Here is a 23,116-nt window from a genome sequence, read left to right on the forward strand (position 1 = left end):
ATGGCTGTATCGCCGCTAGCCCCGCAATGGCTGCAATTCCCCGAAAACATTAACGCACTACGCGAGATCGAATGGGCTTCAGGGGTTTCCCGCGAGGCTGACGGCGAACTGTCCGTCCAGGGCCTTCGGGTCAGTGCTCTCGCCGAAGAATTTGGCACGCCACTGTTTGTGCTTGACGAGAATGACTTCCGCGCCCGCGCCCGTGGGTTCAAGACCGCTTTTGATGAAGCGTTTAAGGACTTGTGCGGGGGAGTAGATGTTTACTACGCTGGCAAAGCTTTTGTCTGCACCGAGGTAGCCCGCTGGGTTACCGATGAGGGTCTGCGCCTAGATACCTGCTCCGGCGGAGAGCTGGCGGTAGCTAAGGCAGCTAACGTTCCGGCAGAGAATCTCTCGCTGCACGGGAACAACAAGTCCAAGGCCGAGATCACCCGTGGCCTTGAGATGGGTGTTGGCCGCATTGTTATCGACTCACTTGATGAGCTGGAACGTGTGATCTCCTTGGCTGATTCTTTGAGCCTGACCGCAGAAGTGATGCTGCGTATTACCCCTGGTGTTCACGCATCAACTCATGAAGCAATTGCCACCGCGCACGAGGACCAGAAGTTTGGCTTGTCCATTCTTCCCGATGCCACTGGCACCTCACCGGCTTTGCGTGCGGTAGCCCGCGCTATTGAAGCGAAGAATGTGAACCTCTTGGGCTTGCACGCTCACATTGGTTCACAAATCTTTGAAGCCGACGGTTTTGCCATGGTGGCTCGCACCATGTTGGGTCTACTCGCAAAGGTTCGTGAACTTCACGGCGTTGAGCTGCCTGAACTGGACTTGGGTGGTGGCTACGGCATTGCCTACACCTCCGAGGATCACCCCTCCACCCCGGCGAAGCTTGCCGGCCAGATGGCCGAAGTTGTTTCGGCTACCTGCGCGCAATTGGAAATGGCTTGCCCTCGCATCTCCATTGAGCCAGGCCGCGCCATTGTCGGTCCGACCACTTTCACCCTGTACGAGACCGGTGTGCTCAAAGATGTTCAGGTTGAAGACGAAGCCGGCACCCTGCACCCGCGCCGTTACATTGCCGTTGATGGTGGGATGAGCGATAACCCTCGCCCGGTGCTCTACGACGCGCAATACACCGCCGTTCTGGCCAGTCGTATGACGCAAAGCGACGCAATTATTTCTCGTGTAGTTGGGAAACATTGCGAGTCAGGTGACATAGTCGTGAAGGACGTTTACCTGCCCGACGACGTGGCGGCTGGCGACTTGCTCGCGATTCCGGCCACCGGCGCATACTGCTGGGCCCTGTCGAGCAACTACAACTACCTCACCCGCCCAGCGGTGGTAGCTGTACGCGATGGCCAAGCCCGTTTGATCGTACGCAGGGAAACCGAAGACGACTTGCTAGCCCGCGACATGGGAGTTTAATTGAGCGGCGAAAAGAACCTGAAGGTAGCCCTGCTGGGTTGCGGTACGGTCGGAGCCCAGGTGGCCCGAATCCTGCTGGAAGACGCGAATGAATTGGCATCCCGTTCGGGTGCTGGTCTGCAGCTGATCGGCATTGCCGTGCGGAACCTTGATACCAAGCGCGACGTGGACTTGCCCAAGGAGCTTTTCACCACGGATGCACTCGCGTTGATCGAAAAGGCCGATGTGGTCATCGAACTACTCGGTGGCTTGGACCCAGCCGGCCAGTACATCGCTGCCGCCCTGTCCAAGGGTGCCAGCGTAATCACCGGCAACAAGGCACTGATTGCGCTTAAGGGTGCAGATCTTAATGAAGTTGCTGCACAGTCCGGAGCGCAGTTGCGCTACGAGGCGGCAGTGGCCGGTGCCATCCCGATCCTTCGCCCGATCGCTGATTCGCTGGCTGGAGATCACATCACCAAGGTGATGGGTATCGTCAACGGCACCACCAACTTCATCTTGGACGCCATGGATACCACCGGTGCGGCTTTTGACGACGTATTGAAGCAGGCCCAAGATTTGGGTTACGCCGAAGCCGATCCAACTGCCGACGTCGGCGGACACGACGCTGCCGCGAAGGCTGCGATCTTGGCTTCATTGGCTTTCCACACCACTGTCTCTTCGGAACAGGTTTCTACCGAAGGCATCACCGAGGTCAGCGCAGAAGATGTAGCAGCAGCCGCCGAGGCCGGCTACGTCATCAAGCTTCTGGCTATCGCTGAGCAGAGTGAAGCGGGCATCTCGGTGCGCGTATACCCAGCATTGATTCGTCGTTCGCACCCACTGGCAACAGTGCACGGTGCCTTCAACGCCGTTTTTGTTGAAGCAGAAAACGCTGGCGACCTCATGTTCTACGGCGCCGGTGCCGGTGGCAACGCCACCGCCAGCGCCGTGATGGGCGACGTGGTCGCAGTGGCTCGACAGATCGCCGCCGGTGCACCACTGCCCAATGGTTCAATCCAGCGCAGCCCACGGATGCTCGACTTTGATGCGATCACCACCCGCTACTGGATTGGCCTGTCGGTTAAGGACCAGTCCGGTGTGCTCGCTTCCATTGCCACCGTTTTTGGTGAGCATGGGGTCTCGATTGAATCGATGAGCCAACAAGGTGACGCAGATTCTGGTGCGCAGTTGCGTATCCTCACCCACCAGGGCACCGAATCGGCCCTGGCCAGCACCGTTGAGGCCCTCGAAGCCTTGGACGCTGTGCATTCAGTTCTATCCGTTATGCGAGTTGAAGGAAACTAACGTGGCTCACCAGTGGCGCGGAGTAATCCGCGAATATGCCGACCGTTTACCAGTAGACGAAAACACCAAGGTCATCACCTTGGGCGAGGGTGGAACCCCGTTGGTTTACGCCCCGGCCCTTTCGGCACACACCGGCAACGATGTGTACCTCAAGGTTGAAGGCATGAACCCAACCGGCTCCTTCAAGGACCGCGGCATGACCATGGCCATGACCGCCGCGGTAGCCGCCGGTGCCAAGGCTGTGGTTTGCGCTTCGACCGGTAACACCTCGGCTTCAGCTGCCGCCTACGCAACTCAGGCTGGCCTGAAGTGTGCGGTGCTTGTTCCGGACGGCAAGATCTCCATGGGCAAGATGTCCCAGGCTATCGCTCACGGTGCTGACATCATTCAGATTGATGGCAACTTTGATAACTGCCTTGAGGTTGCTCGCAAACTGAGCGAAAACTACCCAGTCTTCTTGGTGAACTCCGTGAACCCTGCCCGTATTCAGGGTCAGAAGACCGGCGCCTTTGAAGTGGTTGACTTCTTGGGTGACGCACCGGATTACCACATGCTGCCAGTTGGCAACGCAGGTAACATCACCGCGTACTGGAAGGGCTACAAGGAGTACTCCTCCGAATGGACCAACGAAGCCGGCAAGGTTTTGGAACCAGTGTCCACCAAGACTCCAATCATGTGGGGCTTCCAGGCTGAAGGCGCGGCGCCAATCGTTGCCGGTCACCCAATCACCGAACCAGACACCATCGCTACCGCTATCCGCATTGGTAACCCAGCATCATGGGAACAGGCTGAAGCAGCGCGTGACGAGTCCGGTGGACAGATCGATTCGGTCTCTGACGAGCAGATCCTAGAAGCGCACCGTTGGCTTTCGAGCCGCGAAGGCGTTTTTGTGGAGCCTGCTTCGGCTGCCGGTGTTGCCGGTCTGCTGAAGCACCACGCTGCTGGCAATGTGCCAACCGGCAAGAAGATTGTCATCACCGTCACCGGACACGGACTCAAGGACCCAGACTGGGCCTTGAAGCAGGCCGATGGTTCAGCCGTCACCCCTAAGAAGGTCGGCTTCGACGTTGTCGAGGTAGCCGGCGCACTGGGCCTGGCCTAGAACCTCTGCCGGATTTCGCCGGCTGAATATGGCCCGTCGCGCCTTGGCAAGTTCCCGTAGGGGAGTTAGGTCAACCGTGACGGGCCATTGTCCATTTTTCACATTTCCTGTTCTGAAACTGAAGGAACTATGACGCAGCAGATCGCCTTGGGCCAGCACGTAATTGTTTGCCCACCAGCCACTTCCGCCAACCTTGGCCCAGGCTTCGATTCCCTCGGCTTGGCTTTGGAATACCGGGACCGGCTTGTGGTGCGCACTGCGTCGACGAGCAGCGTTGAGATCACCGGGGAAGGTGCCGAGGATCTTCCCAAAGATGAATCACATCTGATCATCAAGGAGATGCACCGCTACTGGAGCCGTGCCGGTTTTGAACCGGTTGGTGTTCACCTCGTGGCAGAGAACAATATTCCTCACGCACGCGGTATGGGTTCCTCCGCGGCAGCCATTGTTGCCGCGTACGCAGCAGCCGATGCGTTGCTGCCTGAAGAATCACGCGGTGGCACCGAAGCAATTTTCCAAGCCGCGGCAGCCTGGGAGGGACATCCAGACAACGTCGCGCCGGCGGTCTACGGTGGCCTGAGCATTTCATCAACGCAACCAGACGGTAGCTTTGCTTCGGTTCAGGTGCCGTTGCAATCACAGCTGCGTGCTGTACTGGCCATTCCTTCCAACGGGCTATCAACCGAGGTAGCGCGTGGAGCTCTACCAGCGCAGGTTGATCACAGTATTGCGGCCGCCAATAGCGCCAGTGCAGCCCTACTTATTCATGCTCTCAGCAACGATCCATCGGTCTTGCTGGCAGGCACCAAGGACTATCTGCACCAGGATTACCGTGCTGTAGCTATGCCCGAAAGTGCGTCCTTGATCGCTTCATTGCGTGAGGCAGGACTGGCCGCTGTGGTTTCCGGGGCAGGCCCAACGGTTTTGACCTTGGTCGCGGGCGAAGAGCAGGTGACCCAAGTCTTGGCCAAGATTGAAGAGTTTTCTGCGGAATCTACAGTGTCGTGGCGTGCTGAAGTTCCTGCGCTGGCTAACAACGGTGTTACAGTAGAAGTGCTGTAACACTATGGCAGGCCGGATTGTTGGGTAGTTACCCGGTTCAAATCCCATTGGCCAGTGTTGATACGGAATGGTTCGGTTCTTGAACCCTACTTTCTCCGTCCAGTCGTTCCGGTTCTTCCTGCCGTCGCAGCAACTTTGATATCCCACATTCATGCACAGCCTCGTGCCGTCGAGATATCAGTCTCCTTATATATTCCGCCGCAGTTTAGTGACCTGCTTTTTGGGCTCGCTCGGTGGAATGCGCACTAGCCATGAAATCTTCGGCTAAGGCAAAACATTAACGGCATAGTGGGCCTGCCTTGAAGCGGCCCATCCTACGAGTCAGAAGGAACTTTCGTGACCGAAACCACGAGCCTCAACGAAGGCGTGGACACCAAGACTTCCGAAAACAAGAGTGCCGGTCTGGCCTCTTTGAAGATGACCCAGCTCCAGCAGCTGGCTTCGCAGCTGGGAATTACCGGCGGATCGCGAATGCGCAAAGCTGACCTGGTAAAGGCTATCGGCGAGCATCAGCGTGGCGGATCTGTCGCCGCGAAGGAAGCAAAGGCAGCTAAGAGCGAAGCAGCACCAGCTGCCGAACAGCAGCCAACCGAAACCAAGGCGCGCTCGCGCCGTGCACCAAAAAACGCACCGGCAGCAGAAGCTGAAGTTGCACCACAGGCGCAGCCAGCTACCGAAGCAGCGAACGACTCGACCGCAGGACAGAAGCCTGCACGCACCCGTCGCCCATCGCGTCGAGTGACCGACTCGGGCAAGGCTCCAGTTGCGCAGGAGCAGACTGAAGCACCTGCACCTGCAGCAACAGTTGAAACTGAAGCCGCACCAGTTGAGCAGAAGGCACCACGCCAGCGCCGCAACTCGAGGGCCAAGGCTGAAGTCAACGCTGAACAGCCTGCAGCTCAGAACGCTGAGCCACAGACCGAAGCTACTGATAACAACGCTGAGCCACGCGAAGAGCGTCGCGAACGCAATAACAACCGTCGTGACCGCAACAACCGTCGTGAGCGTAACAACGACCGTGGCGAGCGCACTGAGCGTGGCGAGGCCAACGAGGCTGAGTCCAACGGCGAAGCACGCGAAGAGCGTCGTGAACGTGGCAACCGCCGCGAGCGCAACAACGATCGCAACAATGATCGTAACGAGCGCAACGAAGTCAGCGAGTCTGAGTCCAACGGCGAAGCACGCGAAGAACGTCGTGAACGTGGCAATCGCCGCGAGCGCAACAATGACCGCAACGAGCGCAATAACGATCGTGGCGAGCGCAATGAGCGCAACAACGACCGTATCGACCGTAACGATCGTAACGAGCGCAACGAAGCGTCAGAGAACGAATCCGATGAGCGCAGCAACGATCGTAATGATCGCAGCAACCGTCGTGAGCGCAACAACGATCGTAATGATCGCAGCAACCGTCGCGAGCGCAACAATGACCGCAACGAGCGCAACAACGATCGCAATGATCGCAACAACCGCAACCGTCGCAACCGTCGTGATGAAGACGAGCCACAGCTGAGCGAAGACGATGTTGTGTTGCCAATCGCCGGTATCTTGGACGTGCTGGAGAACTACGCATTTGTTCGCACCTCCGGCTACCTGCCAGGTCCAAACGACGTGTACGTCACCTTGGGCCAGGTCAAGAAGTACAACCTGCGCAAGGGTGACGCCATTGTTGGTGCGATCCGCCAGCCACGCGAGGGCGAGACCCCTAACCCACGCCAAAAGTTCAACGCACTGGTGCAGCTGACCAGCGTCAACGGCAAGAAGCCAGAAGATAACCGCGAACGTGTTGAGTTCAACAAGCTCGTTCCGCTGTACCCAACCGAGCGCCTGCGCCTGGAAACCGATCCAAAGCTGGTCGGCCCACGTGTTATCGATCTGGTTGCCCCGATCGGTAAGGGCCAGCGTGGCCTGATCGTATCGCCTCCAAAGGCCGGTAAGACCCTGATCCTTCAGGCGATCGCCAACGCGGTCACCATCAACAACCCAGAAGTACACCTGATGATGGTGCTGGTTGATGAACGTCCCGAAGAAGTCACCGACATGCAGCGCACCGTCAAGGGCGAAGTTATTGCTTCGACCTTCGACCGCCCAGCTGATGACCACACCACCGTGGCTGAACTAGCCATCGAGCGCGCTAAGCGCCTGGTGGAAATGGGCATGGATGTTGTGGTTCTGCTTGACTCGATGACCCGTCTGGGCCGTGCTTACAACCTGGCTGCTCCAGCCTCGGGCCGTATCCTCTCCGGTGGTGTCGACTCGGCTGCACTGTACCCACCAAAGCGTTTCTTCGGTGCTGCTCGCAACATCGAAAACGGTGGCTCGCTGACCATCCTTGCCACCGCACTGGTGGAGACCGGGTCCAAGATGGACGAGGTCATCTTCGAGGAATTCAAGGGCACCGGCAACATGGAGCTTCGCCTCTCACGCCAGCTGGCCGAGAAGCGCATCTTCCCAGCGGTGGACGTCAATGCATCCTCCACCCGCCGTGAAGAGCAGCTGATGAGTGCCGAAGAGGTACGCATCATGTGGCGTCTGCGTCGTATGCTTTCGGGCATCGATCCACAGCAGGCTCTGGAAGTGCTGACCGGAAAGATTCGCGAAACCGAATCCAACGCTGAATTCTTGATGCTGGTCAACAAGACCACCCCAAACAAGGATTAGTTGCCCTACTCGCCATGGCGTCCAGCCAGTTTGCCCCACCCGGGCAGCTGGCTGGACGCCATCGGCGCGTAGTGACCGTTTAACCCACTAGAATTTAATCTCAGCAGCCCGCAGGCCCGAAAAGAGCCTGATTGTGCGGGCACCGCCGACAAGGAAAGCACATCACCATGTTCGAATCCGTCAAGACGCTACTAGAAGAGCATGCCCAGATTCAGGCGCAGCTCTCGGATCCGGCGGTGTACGCCGACCAGTCGCTGGCCCGCAAGCTCGGACGCCGCTCTGCCCAGCTCAACGGCATCGTTGAAGCCTACAACCGCTGGCACACCGCTACCGATGATTTGGAAGCTGCGCAGGAAATGGCGGATGAAGATCCAGAGTTCGCCGAGGAAGTCGAAACCATCAAGGCAGCTCTTCCGGAGCTGGAAGAAAAGCTTCGTCGCCTGCTGATCCCACGTGACCCTAACGATGCACGTGACGTGATCCTTGAAGTTAAGGGTGGTGAAGGTGGTGATGAGGCAGCACTGTTCGCAGCTGACCTCTTGCGCATGTACACCCGCTTTGCTGAGAACAAGGGCTGGAAGGTGGAGATGATCTCCTTCAACGAGTCTGACCTTGGCGGTTACAAAGATGCTCAGGTTGCGATCAAGGGCAAGTCCAATGACCCAGCTGAGGGTGTTTACGCACAGCTGAAGTTTGAAGGCGGTGTGCACCGTGTGCAGCGTGTTCCAGTGACCGAATCTCAGGGACGTATCCACACGTCGGCTGCCGGCGTGCTGATCCTGCCCGAGGTTGACGAGCCCGAAGAAGTCGACATTCACCCGAACGACCTGAAGGTGGACGTATACCGTTCCTCAGGTCCTGGTGGCCAGTCGGTGAATACCACCGACTCCGCGGTTCGCCTGACCCACATCCCGACCGGCATTGTGGTCGCCATGCAGAACGAAAAGTCGCAGATCCAGAACCGTGAAGCGGCCATGCGTGTGCTTCGTTCACGCTTGCTGGCTCACCAGCAGGAAATCATCGACGCCGAAAACTCGGCAGTTCGTGCAAGCCAGATCCGTACCATGGATCGTTCCGAGCGTATCCGTACGTACAACTACCCAGAAAACCGCATTGCTGATCACCGCACCGGTTACAAGGCGTACAACTTGGATGCCGTCATGAGTGGCGAACTGCAGCCAGTGATCGAATCATGCATCCAGATGGACGAAGAAGAGCGCTTGGCAGCGCTGGGCGAGTAAGCATCGTCTTGGAAGAACTGTCTGCCGTCCGCCACAAGGCGATCGCGGCATTGGCCGACGCCGGGGTGCCAAGCCCCGGCGTCGACGTCGACCTACTGCTTTGCCATGTCCTGGGCATTAGTCGTTCCGAACTCAAGCTTCGCGAGCTACGCGGGGATGGCTTTGAAGCTAGCCACCGCGAAGAGTTCACACAGCTAGTGGCTGCCCGGCGCACTCGCATCCCATTGCAACACCTCACCGGGGTGGCACATTTCCGCTACCTGGAGCTCAAAGTTGGCCCTGGTGTATTTACGCCGCGTCCAGAGACTGAAACGGTCGTGCAGTTGGGGCTGGATTTTGTGGTCCAACAGGCACTAGAAGCACCAAATTGCATTGATCTGTGCTCCGGCTCAGGAGCGATTGCTGCTGCATTGGCCAGTGAACTGCCCGGCTCCAAGGTCTGGGCGGTGGAGCTTTCCGATGATGCTATCCAGTACACCAAAGCTAATTGCCTGCCACATCAGGTTACCGTCCTGCATCAAGATGCCACCACGCTTCCTGAGGACTTGGAAGGCATCATGGATTTGGTAGTTTCAAATCCGCCGTATATTCCGCCTAACGCTATCCCGCGCGAGGCCGAAGTTCGAGACCATGATCCGGCCATGGCACTCTACGGTCTAGGCGATGATGGTCTGCAGATTCCGCGTGCCGTGGCAGGGCAGGCCATGAAGCTATTGCGTCCCGGTGGATATTTTGTGATGGAGCACGCTGAAGTGCAGCAAGACTCGGCGGCGACGATGCTCAGAGAAGCAGGGTTCACCCAAGTTTCCGGTCACGAAGACCTCACTGGACGAGCCCGCGCCACCTGTGGGTACGCACCACACCGCTAACCAGTACCACCTACTACGCACAGTGCATGAAAGAATGATCCCGTGAGCACAAGATTTTTGGTAAGCAACGAGCAAGAACACGCTGACGGCATCGCAGCAGCTAAAGCTGCCCTGGCCGATAAACGATGCATCGTTTTGCCTACGGACACCGTTTACGGGATTGGCGCTGACGCCTTCAGCGCTCAGGGAGTAGCCATGTTGTTGGCGGCCAAGGGCCGGAACCGCACCATGCCACCTCCAGTACTGATCGCTCAAAGCGCCACCATGGATGGGCTGGCTCGCGATATCCCAGATGCTGCCCGCAAACTTGCTGAGGCTTTTTGGCCTGGCGGACTGACCCTGATCCTCCAAGCGCAGCCCTCGCTGACCTGGGATCTGGGGGAGACCCGCGGAACTGTTGGATTGCGTGTTCCCAACGATGACACCGCCCTAGAACTTTTGCGCGAAACCGGACCATTGGCCGTATCTTCGGCTAACCGCACCGGCAAACCAGCAGCCTTGGATATTGAGTCCGCGATGGATCAGCTTGGTGAATCGGTAGACGTCTACCTCGATGGTGGTCCGCGCGGCGAAACCGGCGAAGACGTAGCAGCGTCAACAATTATCGATTGCACCGGTGAACAGCTCAAGGTTGTCCGTGCTGGAACGATTTCCATCGAGGAGTTGCGCGTTGTAGTTCCTGAAGTGCTCGACTTGGGACAGGATGCCCCGGGCCAGGACGCATGAGAATATACCTACTGCTTATCGCCTTTAGCTTCACCGCTTCCTACCTGCTGACTCCGATTGTTCGGTCAGTGGGACACAGGTTTACGAACAACCAGATGTTGCGTGACCGCGATCAGCATCAGGTACCCATCGTGAAGTTTGGCGGCGTGGCAATTATTGCCGCTTTTGCCATGGGGTTATGGCTGGCCAGTAATTTCCACTTCTTCAGGGGAGTCTTCAGCGGCTACGTACCTCAAGGTCTGAGTTACGCCTTAATTGTCATCCTGATTCTTGGACTGGCAGATGACATGTTTGATCTGCGCTGGTGGATCAAACTCTTAGGCCAGATCTTCGTCGGATTCATCATGGCCACTCACGGTGTGCTGATTCAGTCTCTGCCTGTGGGGTCGTGGCATATCAACGCACAATGGCTACAGATTGTACTGACAGTATTTTTGATTGTACTGACCATGAATGCCATCAACTTCTCCGATGGGCTTGACGGTCTAGCTGCCGGCCTCGCAGCCATTGGCGCTGCCACCTTCTTCGTCTATTCCTATGTACTGGCCACACATGTCAGCGCGGATGATTACGCGAACGTTGGCGCCTTGTTGTGTGCACTGCTCCTGGGTGCTTGCCTCGGATTCTTGCCACATAATTTCAACCCCGCGAATATCTTCATGGGGGAGAGTGGCGTACTAGCCATCGGGTTGATCCTCTCGGTATCAGCAATTGCGGTCACCGGTGACGTGCGTGGGCTGGAAGCTCAACGGTTCAGAAACATCCCGGCGTACATGCCAGTGGTCTTGCCCATGGTTATTGTGTTCCTACCAGTACTAGACCTTGTACTCTCAGTACTGCGCCGGTTGGCTAACAAACGCTCACCCTTTTCTCCGGACTCCAAACACATCCATCACCGCATGTTGGCTCAGGGGCACTCAGTGCGCAGGGCAGTGATCTTGCTCTATATTTGGGCCGCCGTGATTGCTGTGTCCGTGGTCGCAATTGCCTTCATCCCAGTGGCCCTGGTGGTCCCTGTGGCCTTGGTACTCTTCCTTGCTGCGGCTATTGGTACATGGTGGCCATTGGTGTTGCGCAGAATCAATGCATTACTCAAACGATTGCGCAAGGCCTAACCCGGCCAATTGGCCAAGCAATTCGCGAGCAATGTCTTTCTATCTCGTGTAGAATTCAGTATGGATCTTCTTCCGGACGCTCTTTTGGGTGAGCGGAAGTTTCAAGTTTCATCAGCATCGTGGGTGCTTGATGGTTCCTCGGATTTGACGAAGAAAGGTTGCGGTCGTGGCTTCTAGTTCTGCCCGCATCAGTACTTCGTCAGCTCCGAAATCCATCTGGTTGCCGATTCTGGCTTTGTCACTGATGTATTCGTTGATCGCAACAGCCGCATTTTTCCTGATTTCGTGGTTGGCCGCCGATCTTCGTTACGCACAGTCGGGCGCATTGGCGGCAGTGATTGTCATTAGCTTTTTTGCTATTGGCATCCTGATCGCCGAAGTAGCGGGACGAATTCGCCGCACGTGGGCTATGCCCGCGTTTTTGGGCGCATATGTCATCAAGGTTTTTGGTATCGCCTTCGTGTTGTTGAACCTGGGTTTGCCCGAGTGGGTAAACCGACAGGGATTCGTTCTTGCAGCAGCAATCTCACTCGTTGCCTGGCAGATTGGTGAAGTGCGAGCCTTCATGAAGGCTCGGCTAGCTATCTACAACGAGGACTAGAGAGTTCCCGAAGGCGATATGTCTCAGGGGATGCTGTGAGTTTGATAAGCTTACTACGGGTCATTTTTAGCTAAGCGCCCAAAAGCGTGAGGCTGAATAGTTAATGCTGTCGCAGGGAAACTTGCTGATGGCTCCTCATCAAGGTTGATGCCTCCGGCAACAGCTGCGATGAGATCCCGTTTGATCTTTTCTTCACACGGTGAGAGGCAGTTTCCGCCAGTCACCGCCTTTTGCCCGTGACCGTTACTGCAGAGAGGACAGCGCGTTGTTCGCGTTTGCGCTCCCAATGGCCTCCGAAGAAGGCGGCTTCATTCCGCCAACCGTGCACGATACCCACCTCCCGGAAATTTTCCCATGGGCGGCTGAGTACGGCACTGGTTTCGGCAAGCAGATGCTCATGATCGCTTTGTCGGTTGTGCTTATCTCTTGGTTCTTCACCATGGCCATCAAGAACCCGAAATTGGTTCCAGGCAAGATGCAGTACCTCGCTGAATCCGGCTACGCCTTTGTGCGTAACGGTATCGGCCGCGACATCATTGGCGAGAAAAACTTCCGCCCATGGATTCCGCTGCTGTTCGCGACTTTCTTCTTCGTACTGCTCAACAACCTCTTCGGTGCGATTCCGTTCCTGCAGCTTCCATCGTTCTCACACGCTGGTTCTGCATACGCAATGGCCATCATTATCTACGGCACCTGGATTGCTGTAGGTCTGAAGAACCACGGTATCCGTTACTTCAAGTTGGCAGTCACCCCACCAGGTGTCAGCCCAGTGATGCTGATCCTGCTGGTGCCTTTGGAAATCATTTCTAACTTCATTGTTCGCCCACTGACGCACTCGTTGCGTTTGATGGCGACGATGCTGGCAGGCCATATCATTGTGATGCTGGCAGCCTCAGGTGCTCGTTACTTGATTGTCGTCCAGGATCAGCTGGCACTGAATGGTGTTGGTGTTCTGGTAATCGTCGGTTACGTAGCAATGTACTTCCTTGAATTGTTGATCATGGTTCTGCAGGCGTTCGTCTTTACGCTGCTGACCGCGATCTACATCCAGGGTGCAATTGAAGCTGACGCCCACTAGGCCATTTCTTATTTACTAAATCCCAAAAGTTCTTCCTTGGATCCTTCAAGGAAAACCTCACAACCTACCGGCTAAGAAGCACGGTATCTTGAAAGGAAAAATCGCATGAGCGGCTCCCTGAACATGATCGGTTACGGTCTGGCAGCAATTGGTTCGGCTATCGGCGTGGGCTTGATCTTCGCTGCTTACATCAACGGCGTTGCACGTCAGCCTGAAGCACAGCGTATCCTGCAGCCAATCGCAATGCTTGGCTTCGCACTTGCCGAAGCACTGGCCATCCTTGGCCTGGTTTTCGCCTTCGTTATCAAGTAAGTCCTTCCCGGCTGTAGTGGCCTCGCCACTATCGCGAGGCATACACACAAGTGGAAACTATTAGATAAGGAATGGTGAGAATGAATAGCACTGACTTCATCCTCGCTGCGGAAGAATCGGTCAATCCGCTGCTGCCTAACCCGTGGGAAATTCTCGCCACAGGCGTTGGCTTCGCGGTGCTCCTGTTCATCGTCATCAAGGTGATTGCTCCGAAGTTCGAGCAGGCCTATGAAGATCGCGTTACCGCGATCGAAGGTGGTCTGGAGAAGGCCGAAGCAGCGCAGAAGGAAGCAGAGGAGACCTTGGCACAGTACAAGGCTCAGCTTCTGGAAGCACGCACTGAAGCGAACCGCATCCGCGAGGAAGCTCGCAGCGAAGGCGCTCAGATCCTTGAAGATCTGAAGACCAAAGCAACCGACGAGGCTACTCGCATCAGCGAGCAGGCTCAGCGTCAGATCCAGGCTGAGCGCGTTGCTGCTCAGTCGTCGCTTCGCAACGACGTGGGCACTTTGGCCACCGAGCTTGCAAGCAAGATTGTTGACGAAGCTCTGAAGGACGATGCCCGTGCACAGCACGTGGTTGATCAGTTCCTGAATGATCTGGAGACTCAGCAGAGCGCAGGTGCATCGAACTAATGGCAACTGTATCGAGCGAGTCATTGGCAAAGGCCTTGGAGTTCTTAGAACCCAAGTTGGCACTGGCATCTATTGAGCTGCCAAAGGAACTGTTCGCGGTCCTGGAAGTACTGGATGCAAATGCCGGTCTTCGCCGAGCATTGACTGATCCAGCCCGTGAAGATGCCGAAAAGGCAGGCCTTTTGGCTCAGCTGTTGCGTGGAAAGGTCTCGGCTACTGCTGAGGAAACCCTCGCTCAGTTGGCTTCAACCCGCTGGAGCTCGGAACGCGGCATTAGCGATGCGCTTGAAACGCTGGCAGTTACCGCGGTTACCGCAGTAGCTGAACAGCAGAACGGCGCTTCAGGACTGAACAAGCTGGAGCAGGATCTGTTCTCCTTCATCGAGGTAGTGCGTGGCAATCACGAACTACAGCGTGCGTTGGATGATGCACAGGCCCCAGTTGAAGCTAAGCGCGCTCTTGCGCTGAAGCTTGTGCCTACCGCGTCGCAGACCTCGCAGGTTTTGATCGCTCAGGCTGTTTCAAACCCACGTGGTTTGAAGCCTGCAACGTTGGCAGAACGTTTTGTTGAGCTTGTGGCCAAGCGCCAGCAGCGTTGGATCGCTTCGGTGACCAGCTCTGTAGAGCTTTCGGAACTTCAGCGTTCACGTCTGCAGACCAGCCTGAACAAGCTATATGGTCGTCAGCTAAAGCTCAACTCCACTATTGATCCATCGTTGATCGGTGGAGTAGTAGTAAAGGTTGGCGACGAAGTAGTCGACGCTTCCGTGGCATCACGTGTGGCCCATTTGCGCCGCACACTGGTTGGCTAGAACTTTTGCCAGGTGGCTTACTCCTGGCAGAGGTTCCGGCTTTCCGGGACCAACACAGACTTCATTCACATCGATCCACCGCTTTTGAGGGTGGATCACAATTTAGGAGAGCAGGGACTGCAGATGGCCGATTTGACCATCAATGCCAACGACGTCCGCAATGCCCTAAACGAGTTCGCATCTTCCTACGAACCGGGTAAGGCAGAGCGCACCGAGGTGGGACGCGTCGTCGCCGCGAGCGACGGCATCGCCAAGGTGGAAGGTCTTCCTTCCGTCATGGCCAACGAGTTGCTGAAGTTCGAAGATGGCACCCTGGGCCTGGCCCAGAACCTCGATACCCGTGAAATCGGTGTCGTTGTGCTTGGTGACTTCACCGGCATCGAAGACGGCCAGAAGGTCGAGCGCACCGGCGAGATCCTTTCGGTTCCAGTCGGCGACGGTTTCCTGGGTCGCGTTGTTGACCCACTGGGCGAGCCAATGGATAACCTTGGCCCAATCGAGGCTGAAAGCCGCCGTGCACTGGAACTCCAGGCACCTGGCGTAACTCAGCGCAAGAGCGTTCACGAACCAATGCAGACCGGTCTGAAGGCTATCGACGCCATGATCCCGATCGGCCGTGGCCAGCGTCAGCTGATCATTGGTGACCGCCAGACCGGTAAGACCGCCATTGCGGTTGACACCATCTTGAACCAGCGTGATAACTGGGCAACCGGTGACGAGACCAAGCAGGTTCGTTGCATCTACGTGGCAATCGGCCAGAAGGCATCGACCATCGCTGCCGTACGCCAGACCCTCGAAGAGCAGGGTGCACTGGAATACACCACCATCGTGGCTTCCCCAGCATCTGACCCAGCAGGCTTCAAGTACCTCGCACCATACGCAGGCTCGGCCATTGGCCAGCACTGGATGTACGGTGGCAAGCACGTACTGATCGTCTTTGATGATCTGTCCAAGCAGGCTGAAGCTTACCGCGCCGTGTCGCTGTTGCTACGCCGTCCACCAGGACGCGAAGCATACCCAGGCGACGTCTTCTACCTACACTCCCGTCTGCTTGAGCGTTGTGCCAAGCTTTCTGACGAGCTCGGTGCAGGTTCGATGACTGGTCTTCCAATCATCGAAACCAAGGCAAACGACGTGGGCGCGTTCATCCCGACCAACGTTATCTCGATCACCGACGGTCAGATCTTCTTGCAGTCGGACCTGTTCAACGCCAACCAGCGTCCAGCTGTCGACGTGGGTATCTCGGTATCCCGCGTTGGTGGTTCGGCACAGGTCAAGGCCATGAAGAAGGTCTCCGGTACTTTGAAGCTTGAATTGGCTCAGTACCGCGACATGCAGGCATTCGCTATGTTCGCTTCGGATCTGGATGCCGCTTCCAAGCAGCAGCTGACCCGTGGTGCACGTCTGATGGAACTGCTCAAGCAGGGTCAGTACACCCCTTACGCTGTTGAGGATCAGGTCGTTTCGATCTGGGCCGGCACCAACGGCTACCTGGACGATGTTCCAGTTGAGGACGTACGCCGCTTCGAAGCTGAATTCATCGACTACCTGCGTCACCGCACTGACGTTCTGACCGTTATCGGCCAGACCGGCAAGCTGGAGAACGAGACCCTGGAAGCTATGAAGGCCGGCGTCGCCGACTTCAAGGCTGGCTTCTTCGGTGCAGGCAGCGACCAGCTGGTTGCCGCCGGCCACGAAGAGCATGACGCTCTGAACGCCGAGTCCGTTGACCAGGAAAAGATCGTCAAGCAGAAGCGCTGACAATCTTCTTGTGTTGAAGTTGCGGCGCCGGTAACGGCGCCGTAACAACAGCACAGGGGATAAGGAAAGGACACACATGGGAGCCCAGATTCGGGTCTACCGCCAGAAGATCGGATCGACCAAGTCGATGCGCAAGATCTTCAAGGCGATGGAACTGATCGCTGCATCCCGCATTGGTAAGGCACGTACGCGTGTCGCGGCTTCACTGCCATACGCCAATGCGATTACCCGTGCAGTAACCGCCGTCTCGTCCCAGGCCGATGTCGAGCATCCACTGACCACCGAGCCGGCGCAGGTACGCCGCGCCGCGGTCTTGGTATTGACCTCGGACCGAGGACTTGCCGGGTCCTACTCCGCCAGCGTTCTGAAGCAGGCAGAGCACCTTGTCGAACTTCTTCGTGAAGAAGGCAAAGAAGTCAAGACCTACTTGGTCGGCCGTAAGGCTCAGGCTTACTTTGATTTCCGTTCACGTGAGTACGCACGAGTGTGGACCGGAGAAACTGATTCTCCGCGTTTCGAAACCGCACGCGAGCTGCGCGACGTTCTCCTAGAGGACTTCGACACCGATTATGAAGAGGGTGGCGTAGAAGAAATTCACGTCGTCTACACCCAGTTCAAGTCGATGGTCACGCAGGAACCGACGGTCATCCGTCTGTTGCCGTTGGAGGTTGTCGAGGATGAATCCGAGACCGCAACCGACGAGCTTTTGCCACTGTACGAGTTTGAGCCATCGGCGGAAGAAGTGCTTGACGCACTGCTTCCACGCTACATCGAATCTCGATTGTTCAATGCCCAGCTGCAGTCCGCAGCCTCCGAGCTTGCTGCACGTCAGCGCGCTATGAAGGCCGCAGGCGACAACGCAGGCGAACTAATCAAGAAGTACACACGATTGCTCAACAATGCCCGTCAGGCTGAAATCACCCAGGAGCTATCGGAAATTATCGCCGGCGCAGACGCGCTGAACGGCTAATTCCCCCTAGTTCCGACCAGACAAGAAGTGAGAAAGATGACTGCCCAACTCAACGAGCAGGTTACCGCAGGGGCCATCGGTCGCATCGCGCGTGTGACTGGCCCGGTCGTGGACGTCGAGTTCCCAGCCGACGCACTGCCTGCTATCTACAACGCACTGACCGCTGAGCTGACCCTCAACGGCGAAACCAAGAAGATCACCTTCGAAACCAGCCAGCACCTCGGTGAAGGTCTGATTCGTGCGGTATCGCTTCAGGCCACTGACGGCCTGGTACGCGGCACCTCCGTGACCGACACCGGCGCTGCTATCTCCGTCCCAGTAGGCGACGGCGTCAAGGGCCACATCTTCAACGTATTGGGCGAGGCCCTGGACGTTGATAACTCGGAGATTCAGGTCACCGAGCGTTGGCCAATCCACCGCCAGCCACCTAAGTTCCATGAACTTGAGGGCTCGACCGAAATGCTGGAAACCGGCATCAAGTCGATCGACCTTCTTACCCCATACATCAAGGGTGGAAAGATCGGCCTGTTCGGCGGCGCTGGCGTTGGCAAGACCGTTCTGATCCAGGAAATGATCACCCGTGTTGCACGTAACTTCGGTGGTACTTCGGTATTCGCCGGTGTTGGCGAGCGCACCCGTGAAGGTAACGACCTCTGGGTCGAAATGGATGAGGCTAACGTTCTGAAGGACACCGCCTTGGTGTTCGGTCAGATGGATGAGCCACCTGGAACTCGTTTGCGCGTGGCACTGTCGGCACTGACCATGGCGGAATACTTCCGCGATGTTCAGAACCAGGACGTGCTGCTGTTCATCGACAACATCTTCCGCTTCACCCAGGCCGGTTCCGAGGTGTCGACCCTGTTGGGCCGTATGCCTTCCGCCGTGGGTTACCAGCCGAACTTGGCCGATGAAATGGGTCTGCTTCAGGAACGCATCACCTCGACTAAGGGCCGCTCGATCACCTCGATGCAGGCTGTTTACGTCCCGGCCGATGACTACACTGACCCGGCTCCAGCAGCGACCTTCGCTCACTTGGATGCAACCACCGAGCTTTCGCGTGAAATCGCGTCGCGTGGTCTGTACCCAGCGATCGATCCGCTGACCTCGACCTCGCGAATCCTTGATCCTCAGTACATTGGCCAGGCTCACTACGATGTTGCCATCCGCGTGAAGGCTATTTTGCAGAAGAACAAGGAACTCCAGGACATCATCGCGATTCTTGGTATCGACGAACTGGGCGAAGAAGACAAGATTGTCGTTGCTCGCGCACGTCGTATCCAGCAGTTCCTCTCGCAGAACACCTACACCGCAAAGCAGTTCACCGGTGTTGAGGGTTCGACCGTGGCCATCAAGGACACCATCGAAGGCTTCAAGGCTATTTGCGATGGCGACTTGGACCACATTGCTGAGCAGGCGTTCTTCAACATTGGCGGTCTTGACGACGTCGAGCGCCAGTGGGCCGAAATCCAGAAGGCTAGCTAATTATGGCTGAGCTTCAGGTCGAAATCGTCGCGGCTGACCACTTTGTGTGGTCAGGCGCTGCGAAGCTGGTCAAGGCTCGCTCGGTTGACGGCGAGATCGGCGTTCTGCCCGGTCACGTTCCGATGCTGTCGGTGCTTGCCGCTGGGGATCTGGAAATCGATCCAGTTTCCGAGTCACGCTTCTCGGTTCAGGTTGATGGGGGATTCTTCTCCGTTGAATCGGACCGTGTAGTGATCGTCGCTGACAACGCTGTGCTTGGTACCGCAGCGTAGGCGATGAATTGTTTGAGATAACCGCACCAGTTCTGGTCGCTTTGCTGATCTTGATCGGCATCGCCATGTTCTTTGGAGCCATGGCTGTGCGCCGCATTCAATTGCGGCGCACGCTGGGCACCTTTGATGCCTCCATCTGTACGCCTCAGGGCAAATGGATGATGGTCATTGCCCGCTATGGCGGGGGACATGTAGATCTGTTGCGGTTTTTCTCTGTTTCGCCGTTACCGCGGTTCCAGCTGAACCGTCGAGGTTTGGAGATTACCGGGACCCGTAAGGCCACCGATGATGAATCTTCGCGTATTCCGCCAGGATTTATCATCGTGATGCTCACCCGAAACGGAGAGGAACTGCTGCTAGCCATGGATTACCGTGACTACACCGGTTTCTCGGCCTGGCTTGAAGCCGGACCGATTGCCGGAAGCTGGCAGATCTAGAACTTCATAAACAAAAGCCGTCGTTACCCATTGGGTAACGACGGCTTTTGCGTGTTGTAGACCAGGCTGGATTGTTCGTATGAGCAGGGTCTGACGCAAGTATTTAGGAGGGATGCCGCATCCTTGGAATTCTGCGGATCATCCGGGCAGTAAGTAGATCGCACAAGAAGGCTGACCGTAACGGCTTGCATCAACTGTGCCCTGTGCGAAAAGGCTAGGCGTGAAGCGCACGCGGTAGTTGACTGTAGCTATGAAACGAACCTTGATACTGGGAGGCACTGCCTGGCTTGGACGTGAGCTCGCAGGCCAGTTGGTGCAACGTGGTCATGAAGTGACCTGCTTGAGCCGGGGTAGCTCAGGTGAGGTGGTCGACTCCGAGCGATTTGTGCGTTCTGATCGAAGTCAACCCGGTGCTTATGACGAGGTGCGCAGTGAACACTTTGATGAAGTTATTGAGCTCTCCTTTGACCAGCGCTTTGTGCAGGAGGCGTTGGCAGCACTTTCGCAGAACGCTGGACACTGGACCCTAGTCTCCTCGATTTCTGTCTATGCCAATGAACAGCAGCCCGGGGCGGATGAAGAAGCAGAAGTGCATGATCCCGTAGATCTGAGCGATTACGCTCACGCCAAAGTTGCTGCAGAACGTGTCAGCACGGCCATAGTAGGGGAGCGACTGCTCATTGCTCGTCCGGGATTGATCGCTGGACCTGCAGATCCCAGTGATCGTTTTTCTTATTGGATCTCTCGCTTGGCTTTGGCAGGCGACGGGCAAGTTTTAGTTCCGCGAACCAAGAACCGCTATGTGCAGGTGATTGACGTGAGAGATCTCGCCTCATGGATCATCGATGGCGCAGAGCGCTCATTGACCGGTACCTTCAACATCGTCGGGAGCTCGTATAGCTTTGATGAATTCTTGCATCTGTCCTCAACGATTGCAGGCTCCAGCGGTGAACTGGTCACCGCCGACGATGCATGGCTACGAGAACGCGAAGTCAATTACTGGGCTGGGCCTCGTTCGTTGCCCCTATGGATACCGACAGAGGATCTTGGCTTCGCCCAGCGCAGCAATCAGCGGTATCTCGATGCCAATGGACTTGAGCGAGCACTTGAAGCTTTGCTCAGCGATGTCCTCGCCGATGAACGGGCTCGTGGCTTGAGAAGAACCAGACGTGCGGGGCTGAGCCGCAGCGAGGAAATGCAACTGCTCAGCGAACTTGTCACTGGCGCGTGAGTAGCACAAAAGCCATCTCATTTCGTTTTGAGATGGCTTTTGATAACAGCGGTTGTGTATGCGCTAGAGATACTCACCCTTGCGGATGGTCTGAGTCAGCTGCAAATGCGAGTCAAGGATCAACGCATCCGCTGCGAAGCCATAGTGTAGGGAACCGACCTCGTCGGCCAGACCGATCAGTGAGGCAGGAATGCTCGTAGCCGAGGTGACGGCCTGTACTAGTGGAACGCCTGCCTCAACGGTGCGCTGGACGATCTCAAGTAGGGTGCTGGTGCCACCTGCAAGTGAGTTATCACTGGCTAAGCGTGCTTCGCCACCACGAACGTTTACGTCCTGTGGGCCAAGGGTGTACGCACCATCTTCTAGGCCGGTGGCAGCCATGGAGTCGCTCACCAACAAGATATTGTTGGCACCAACCAGACGGTAGACCAAACGAACCGTATCGGGCGATAGGTGTACCCCATCGGCAATGAGTTCAACAAAGGCATTGTGGTTTGCAGCTTCTTCAAGGCATGCGGCTACCGGACCTGGCTCACGATGATGAAGCGAAGGCATTCCATTAAACAGGTGGGTGACTGTCGGTCGTTCGGTGAAACCGTCCACCCCGGCGCTACCAAGTTCCTCACTGGCGAAACGCAGTGAATCTGCAGCGACCTGCGCACTAGCGTCGGTGTGCCCAAGGGACGGAACAACACCGTGCGAAACGAGCTGCTCGATGAGCTCTTCGCTGCCTTCTAGCTCAGGAGCGTAGGTCATGGTGCGAAGCTGGCCACGGCTGGCGGCAACCAGTTGGGTGACAAACTCTGGGTCAGGATCCTGAAGGAAGTGCGGATCCTGGGCACCGCAACGTGCTTCAGAGAGGAACGGTCCTTCAGCGTGGATGCCCGCGATCTGTGCGTCTTCCGCAAATTCGGCCAAAACTTCGGCGGCCTCGATCATGGAATTTGGTTCTGCAGTGACGAGGGACGCCAACAAGGTTGTGGTTCCTGCGCGGTGAAGGAATTGCACAGCCTGGGTGATATTCGAGTGATCTGGCGCTGAAAAATCTGTACCCAATGCGCCGTGACAATGCACATCAACAAGTCCTGGAATGATGATGGATCCAGCATCAAGCTCTCGGATCTCGTAGTCGGTTGAGTCAGAGAGGGCAGCGAAGTCATCTCTATTCCCAGCAAATCTGATGCGGTCACCATCAACGGCTAACACGCCGTCGGTCACCTCGAGCCCATCGGAAACTAAGGTGGCGAAAAGTGCGTAGCGCGTCGAAGTCATGCTCTCAGCTTAGAAGACAGAACGCTCTGAGTCATCGACTGCGGGCAATTGATCTCAAAGAACGGTTAGAAAAGGCGTCCAGCGGAGTCATCGACACCTCGCATCGCGTCATAATCCAAAGTGAGGCAACGAATTCCACGATCCTCGGCCAGCGTGCGGGCCTGCGGTTTGATCTGCTGGGCAGCGAAGATTCCGGTGACGGGTCGCAGCAAGGGATCACGATTGAGCAACTCTAGGTAGCGGGTGAGCTGTTCAACGCCGTCGATATCTCCGCGACGCTTGAGCTCCACCGCAACGGTGGCGCCCTGGTGATCGCGCGCGAGGATGTCGACAGGACCAATAGGCGTCATGTATTCACGGCGGATGAGCTTATGACCGTCACCGAGCAAGTCAATCTGTTCGGCGAGCAGACGCTGCAGATCAGCTTCGACGCCATCTTTGATGAGCCCTGGGTCGGTGCCAAGAATGTGTGCCGAGTCGTGCTCAAAACTGTGGAAGTTGATGGTCAACTTGTCATCGGTCTTGGCGCTGGCCACGGTCCACGTGGCAATAGCGCCCATCGCGGCGGCATCTTCGTCCGGCTCAACCTCGTGAAGAGTCAACGGCGGGTTCATCCAGTTCAATGGCTTGTAACTACCGCCATCGGAGTGAATTAGTACCGAACCATCGGCTTTGACCATCACCAGACGAGTCGCCAATGGGAGGTGGGCACGAAGACGGCCCTCATAATCTACTGAACACTTTGCAACCACTAAACGCACTTCACAC

At 56.7% G+C, this 23,116-nt stretch carries 22 protein-coding genes; 20 read left to right on the top strand and 2 right to left on the bottom strand.

What is annotated here, in order from left to right; translation table 11 throughout:
- From lysA to EYR88_RS00925, 20 genes are all read left to right on the top strand, one after another.
- Positions 1-1,422 (top strand): diaminopimelate decarboxylase, encoded by a 1,422-nt coding sequence (gene lysA, locus EYR88_RS00830; RefSeq protein ID WP_131087855.1) that lies wholly within the window; start codon positions 1-3, stop codon positions 1,420-1,422.
- A complete protein-coding gene (locus EYR88_RS00835) occupies positions 1,423-2,709 on the top strand; it encodes a homoserine dehydrogenase (protein ID WP_131087856.1) in 1,287 nt (428 codons plus the stop codon).
- A 1-nt stretch (position 2,710) separates the two neighbouring features.
- A complete protein-coding gene (gene thrC, locus EYR88_RS00840) occupies positions 2,711-3,811 on the top strand; it encodes a threonine synthase (protein ID WP_131087857.1) in 1,101 nt (366 codons plus the stop codon).
- Between the two features lie 129 nt (positions 3,812-3,940).
- Entirely contained in the window at positions 3,941-4,873 is a 933-nt protein-coding gene (thrB, locus tag EYR88_RS00845) for a homoserine kinase (RefSeq protein ID WP_131087858.1), read from the top strand.
- 336 nt (positions 4,874-5,209) lie between these two features.
- On the top strand, positions 5,210-7,534 hold the full coding sequence (gene rho, locus EYR88_RS00850) for a transcription termination factor Rho (protein WP_131087859.1): 2,325 nt from the start codon (positions 5,210-5,212) through the stop codon (positions 7,532-7,534).
- A 167-nt stretch (positions 7,535-7,701) separates the two neighbouring features.
- On the top strand, positions 7,702-8,775 hold the full coding sequence (gene prfA, locus EYR88_RS00855; protein WP_131087860.1) for a peptide chain release factor 1: 1,074 nt from the start codon (positions 7,702-7,704) through the stop codon (positions 8,773-8,775).
- Positions 8,776-8,783: 8 nt separating this feature from the next.
- Entirely contained in the window at positions 8,784-9,644 is an 861-nt protein-coding gene (prmC, locus tag EYR88_RS00860) for a peptide chain release factor N(5)-glutamine methyltransferase (protein ID WP_131087861.1), read from the top strand.
- Positions 9,645-9,686: 42 nt separating this feature from the next.
- Positions 9,687-10,370, top strand: coding sequence for an L-threonylcarbamoyladenylate synthase (locus EYR88_RS00865; protein WP_131087862.1), 684 nt, complete (start codon positions 9,687-9,689; stop codon positions 10,368-10,370).
- Entirely contained in the window at positions 10,367-11,485 is a 1,119-nt protein-coding gene (locus EYR88_RS00870) for an MraY family glycosyltransferase (protein WP_131087863.1), read from the top strand. The genes EYR88_RS00865 and EYR88_RS00870 overlap by 4 nt, the downstream gene beginning before the upstream one ends.
- 166 nt (positions 11,486-11,651) lie before the next feature.
- Positions 11,652-12,086: a hypothetical protein gene (locus EYR88_RS00875; RefSeq protein ID WP_131087864.1), complete on the top strand. Its 435-nt coding sequence runs from the start codon at positions 11,652-11,654 to the stop codon at positions 12,084-12,086.
- Positions 12,087-12,372: 286 nt separating this feature from the next.
- Positions 12,373-13,164: a F0F1 ATP synthase subunit A gene (atpB, locus tag EYR88_RS00880; protein WP_131087865.1), complete on the top strand. Its 792-nt coding sequence runs from the start codon at positions 12,373-12,375 to the stop codon at positions 13,162-13,164.
- Positions 13,165-13,269: 105 nt separating this feature from the next.
- Positions 13,270-13,476 carry an ATP synthase subunit C gene (locus EYR88_RS00885; RefSeq protein ID WP_022876338.1) on the top strand — a complete coding sequence of 69 codons (207 nt, stop codon included), beginning with the start codon at positions 13,270-13,272 and terminating at the stop codon, positions 13,474-13,476.
- 80 nt (positions 13,477-13,556) lie between these two features.
- Positions 13,557-14,111 carry a F0F1 ATP synthase subunit B gene (locus EYR88_RS00890; protein WP_131087866.1) on the top strand — a complete coding sequence of 185 codons (555 nt, stop codon included), beginning with the start codon at positions 13,557-13,559 and terminating at the stop codon, positions 14,109-14,111.
- Positions 14,111-14,923: a F0F1 ATP synthase subunit delta gene (locus tag EYR88_RS00895; protein ID WP_131087867.1), complete on the top strand. Its 813-nt coding sequence runs from the start codon at positions 14,111-14,113 to the stop codon at positions 14,921-14,923. Before EYR88_RS00890 ends, EYR88_RS00895 begins: the two co-directional genes overlap by 1 nt.
- 123 nt (positions 14,924-15,046) lie before the next feature.
- Positions 15,047-16,684 carry a F0F1 ATP synthase subunit alpha gene (atpA, locus tag EYR88_RS00900; protein ID WP_131087868.1) on the top strand — a complete coding sequence of 546 codons (1,638 nt, stop codon included), beginning with the start codon at positions 15,047-15,049 and terminating at the stop codon, positions 16,682-16,684.
- Positions 16,685-16,760: 76 nt separating this feature from the next.
- Positions 16,761-17,654 carry a F0F1 ATP synthase subunit gamma gene (locus EYR88_RS00905; protein ID WP_131087869.1) on the top strand — a complete coding sequence of 298 codons (894 nt, stop codon included), beginning with the start codon at positions 16,761-16,763 and terminating at the stop codon, positions 17,652-17,654.
- 36 nt (positions 17,655-17,690) lie between these two features.
- Entirely contained in the window at positions 17,691-19,136 is a 1,446-nt protein-coding gene (gene atpD / locus EYR88_RS00910; RefSeq protein ID WP_131087870.1) for a F0F1 ATP synthase subunit beta, read from the top strand.
- A gap of 2 nt (positions 19,137-19,138) precedes the next feature.
- Positions 19,139-19,408 (top strand): F0F1 ATP synthase subunit epsilon, encoded by a 270-nt coding sequence (locus EYR88_RS00915; protein ID WP_131087871.1) that lies wholly within the window; start codon positions 19,139-19,141, stop codon positions 19,406-19,408.
- A gap of 8 nt (positions 19,409-19,416) precedes the next feature.
- Positions 19,417-19,845 carry a DUF2550 domain-containing protein gene (locus EYR88_RS00920; RefSeq protein ID WP_131087872.1) on the top strand — a complete coding sequence of 143 codons (429 nt, stop codon included), beginning with the start codon at positions 19,417-19,419 and terminating at the stop codon, positions 19,843-19,845.
- Positions 19,846-20,095: 250 nt separating this feature from the next.
- On the top strand, positions 20,096-21,076 hold the full coding sequence (locus EYR88_RS00925; protein ID WP_131087873.1) for an NAD-dependent epimerase/dehydratase family protein: 981 nt from the start codon (positions 20,096-20,098) through the stop codon (positions 21,074-21,076).
- Positions 21,077-21,139: 63 nt separating this feature from the next.
- On the opposite strand, the gene nagA is transcribed toward EYR88_RS00925, so the two are convergent.
- Entirely contained in the window at positions 21,140-22,348 is a 1,209-nt protein-coding gene (gene nagA, locus EYR88_RS00930) for an N-acetylglucosamine-6-phosphate deacetylase (protein WP_131087874.1), read from the bottom strand.
- Positions 22,349-22,413: 65 nt separating this feature from the next.
- The gene (nucS, locus tag EYR88_RS00935; RefSeq protein WP_131087875.1) at positions 22,414-23,109 is read right to left on the bottom strand and encodes an endonuclease NucS; all 696 of its coding nucleotides are present in this window, start codon (positions 23,107-23,109) and stop codon (positions 22,414-22,416) included.
- Positions 23,110-23,116: the final 7 nt, after the last annotated feature.

This window comes from Arthrobacter sp. S41 (genome assembly GCF_004320535.1).
Taxonomy (GTDB): domain Bacteria; phylum Actinomycetota; class Actinomycetes; order Actinomycetales; family Micrococcaceae; genus Glutamicibacter.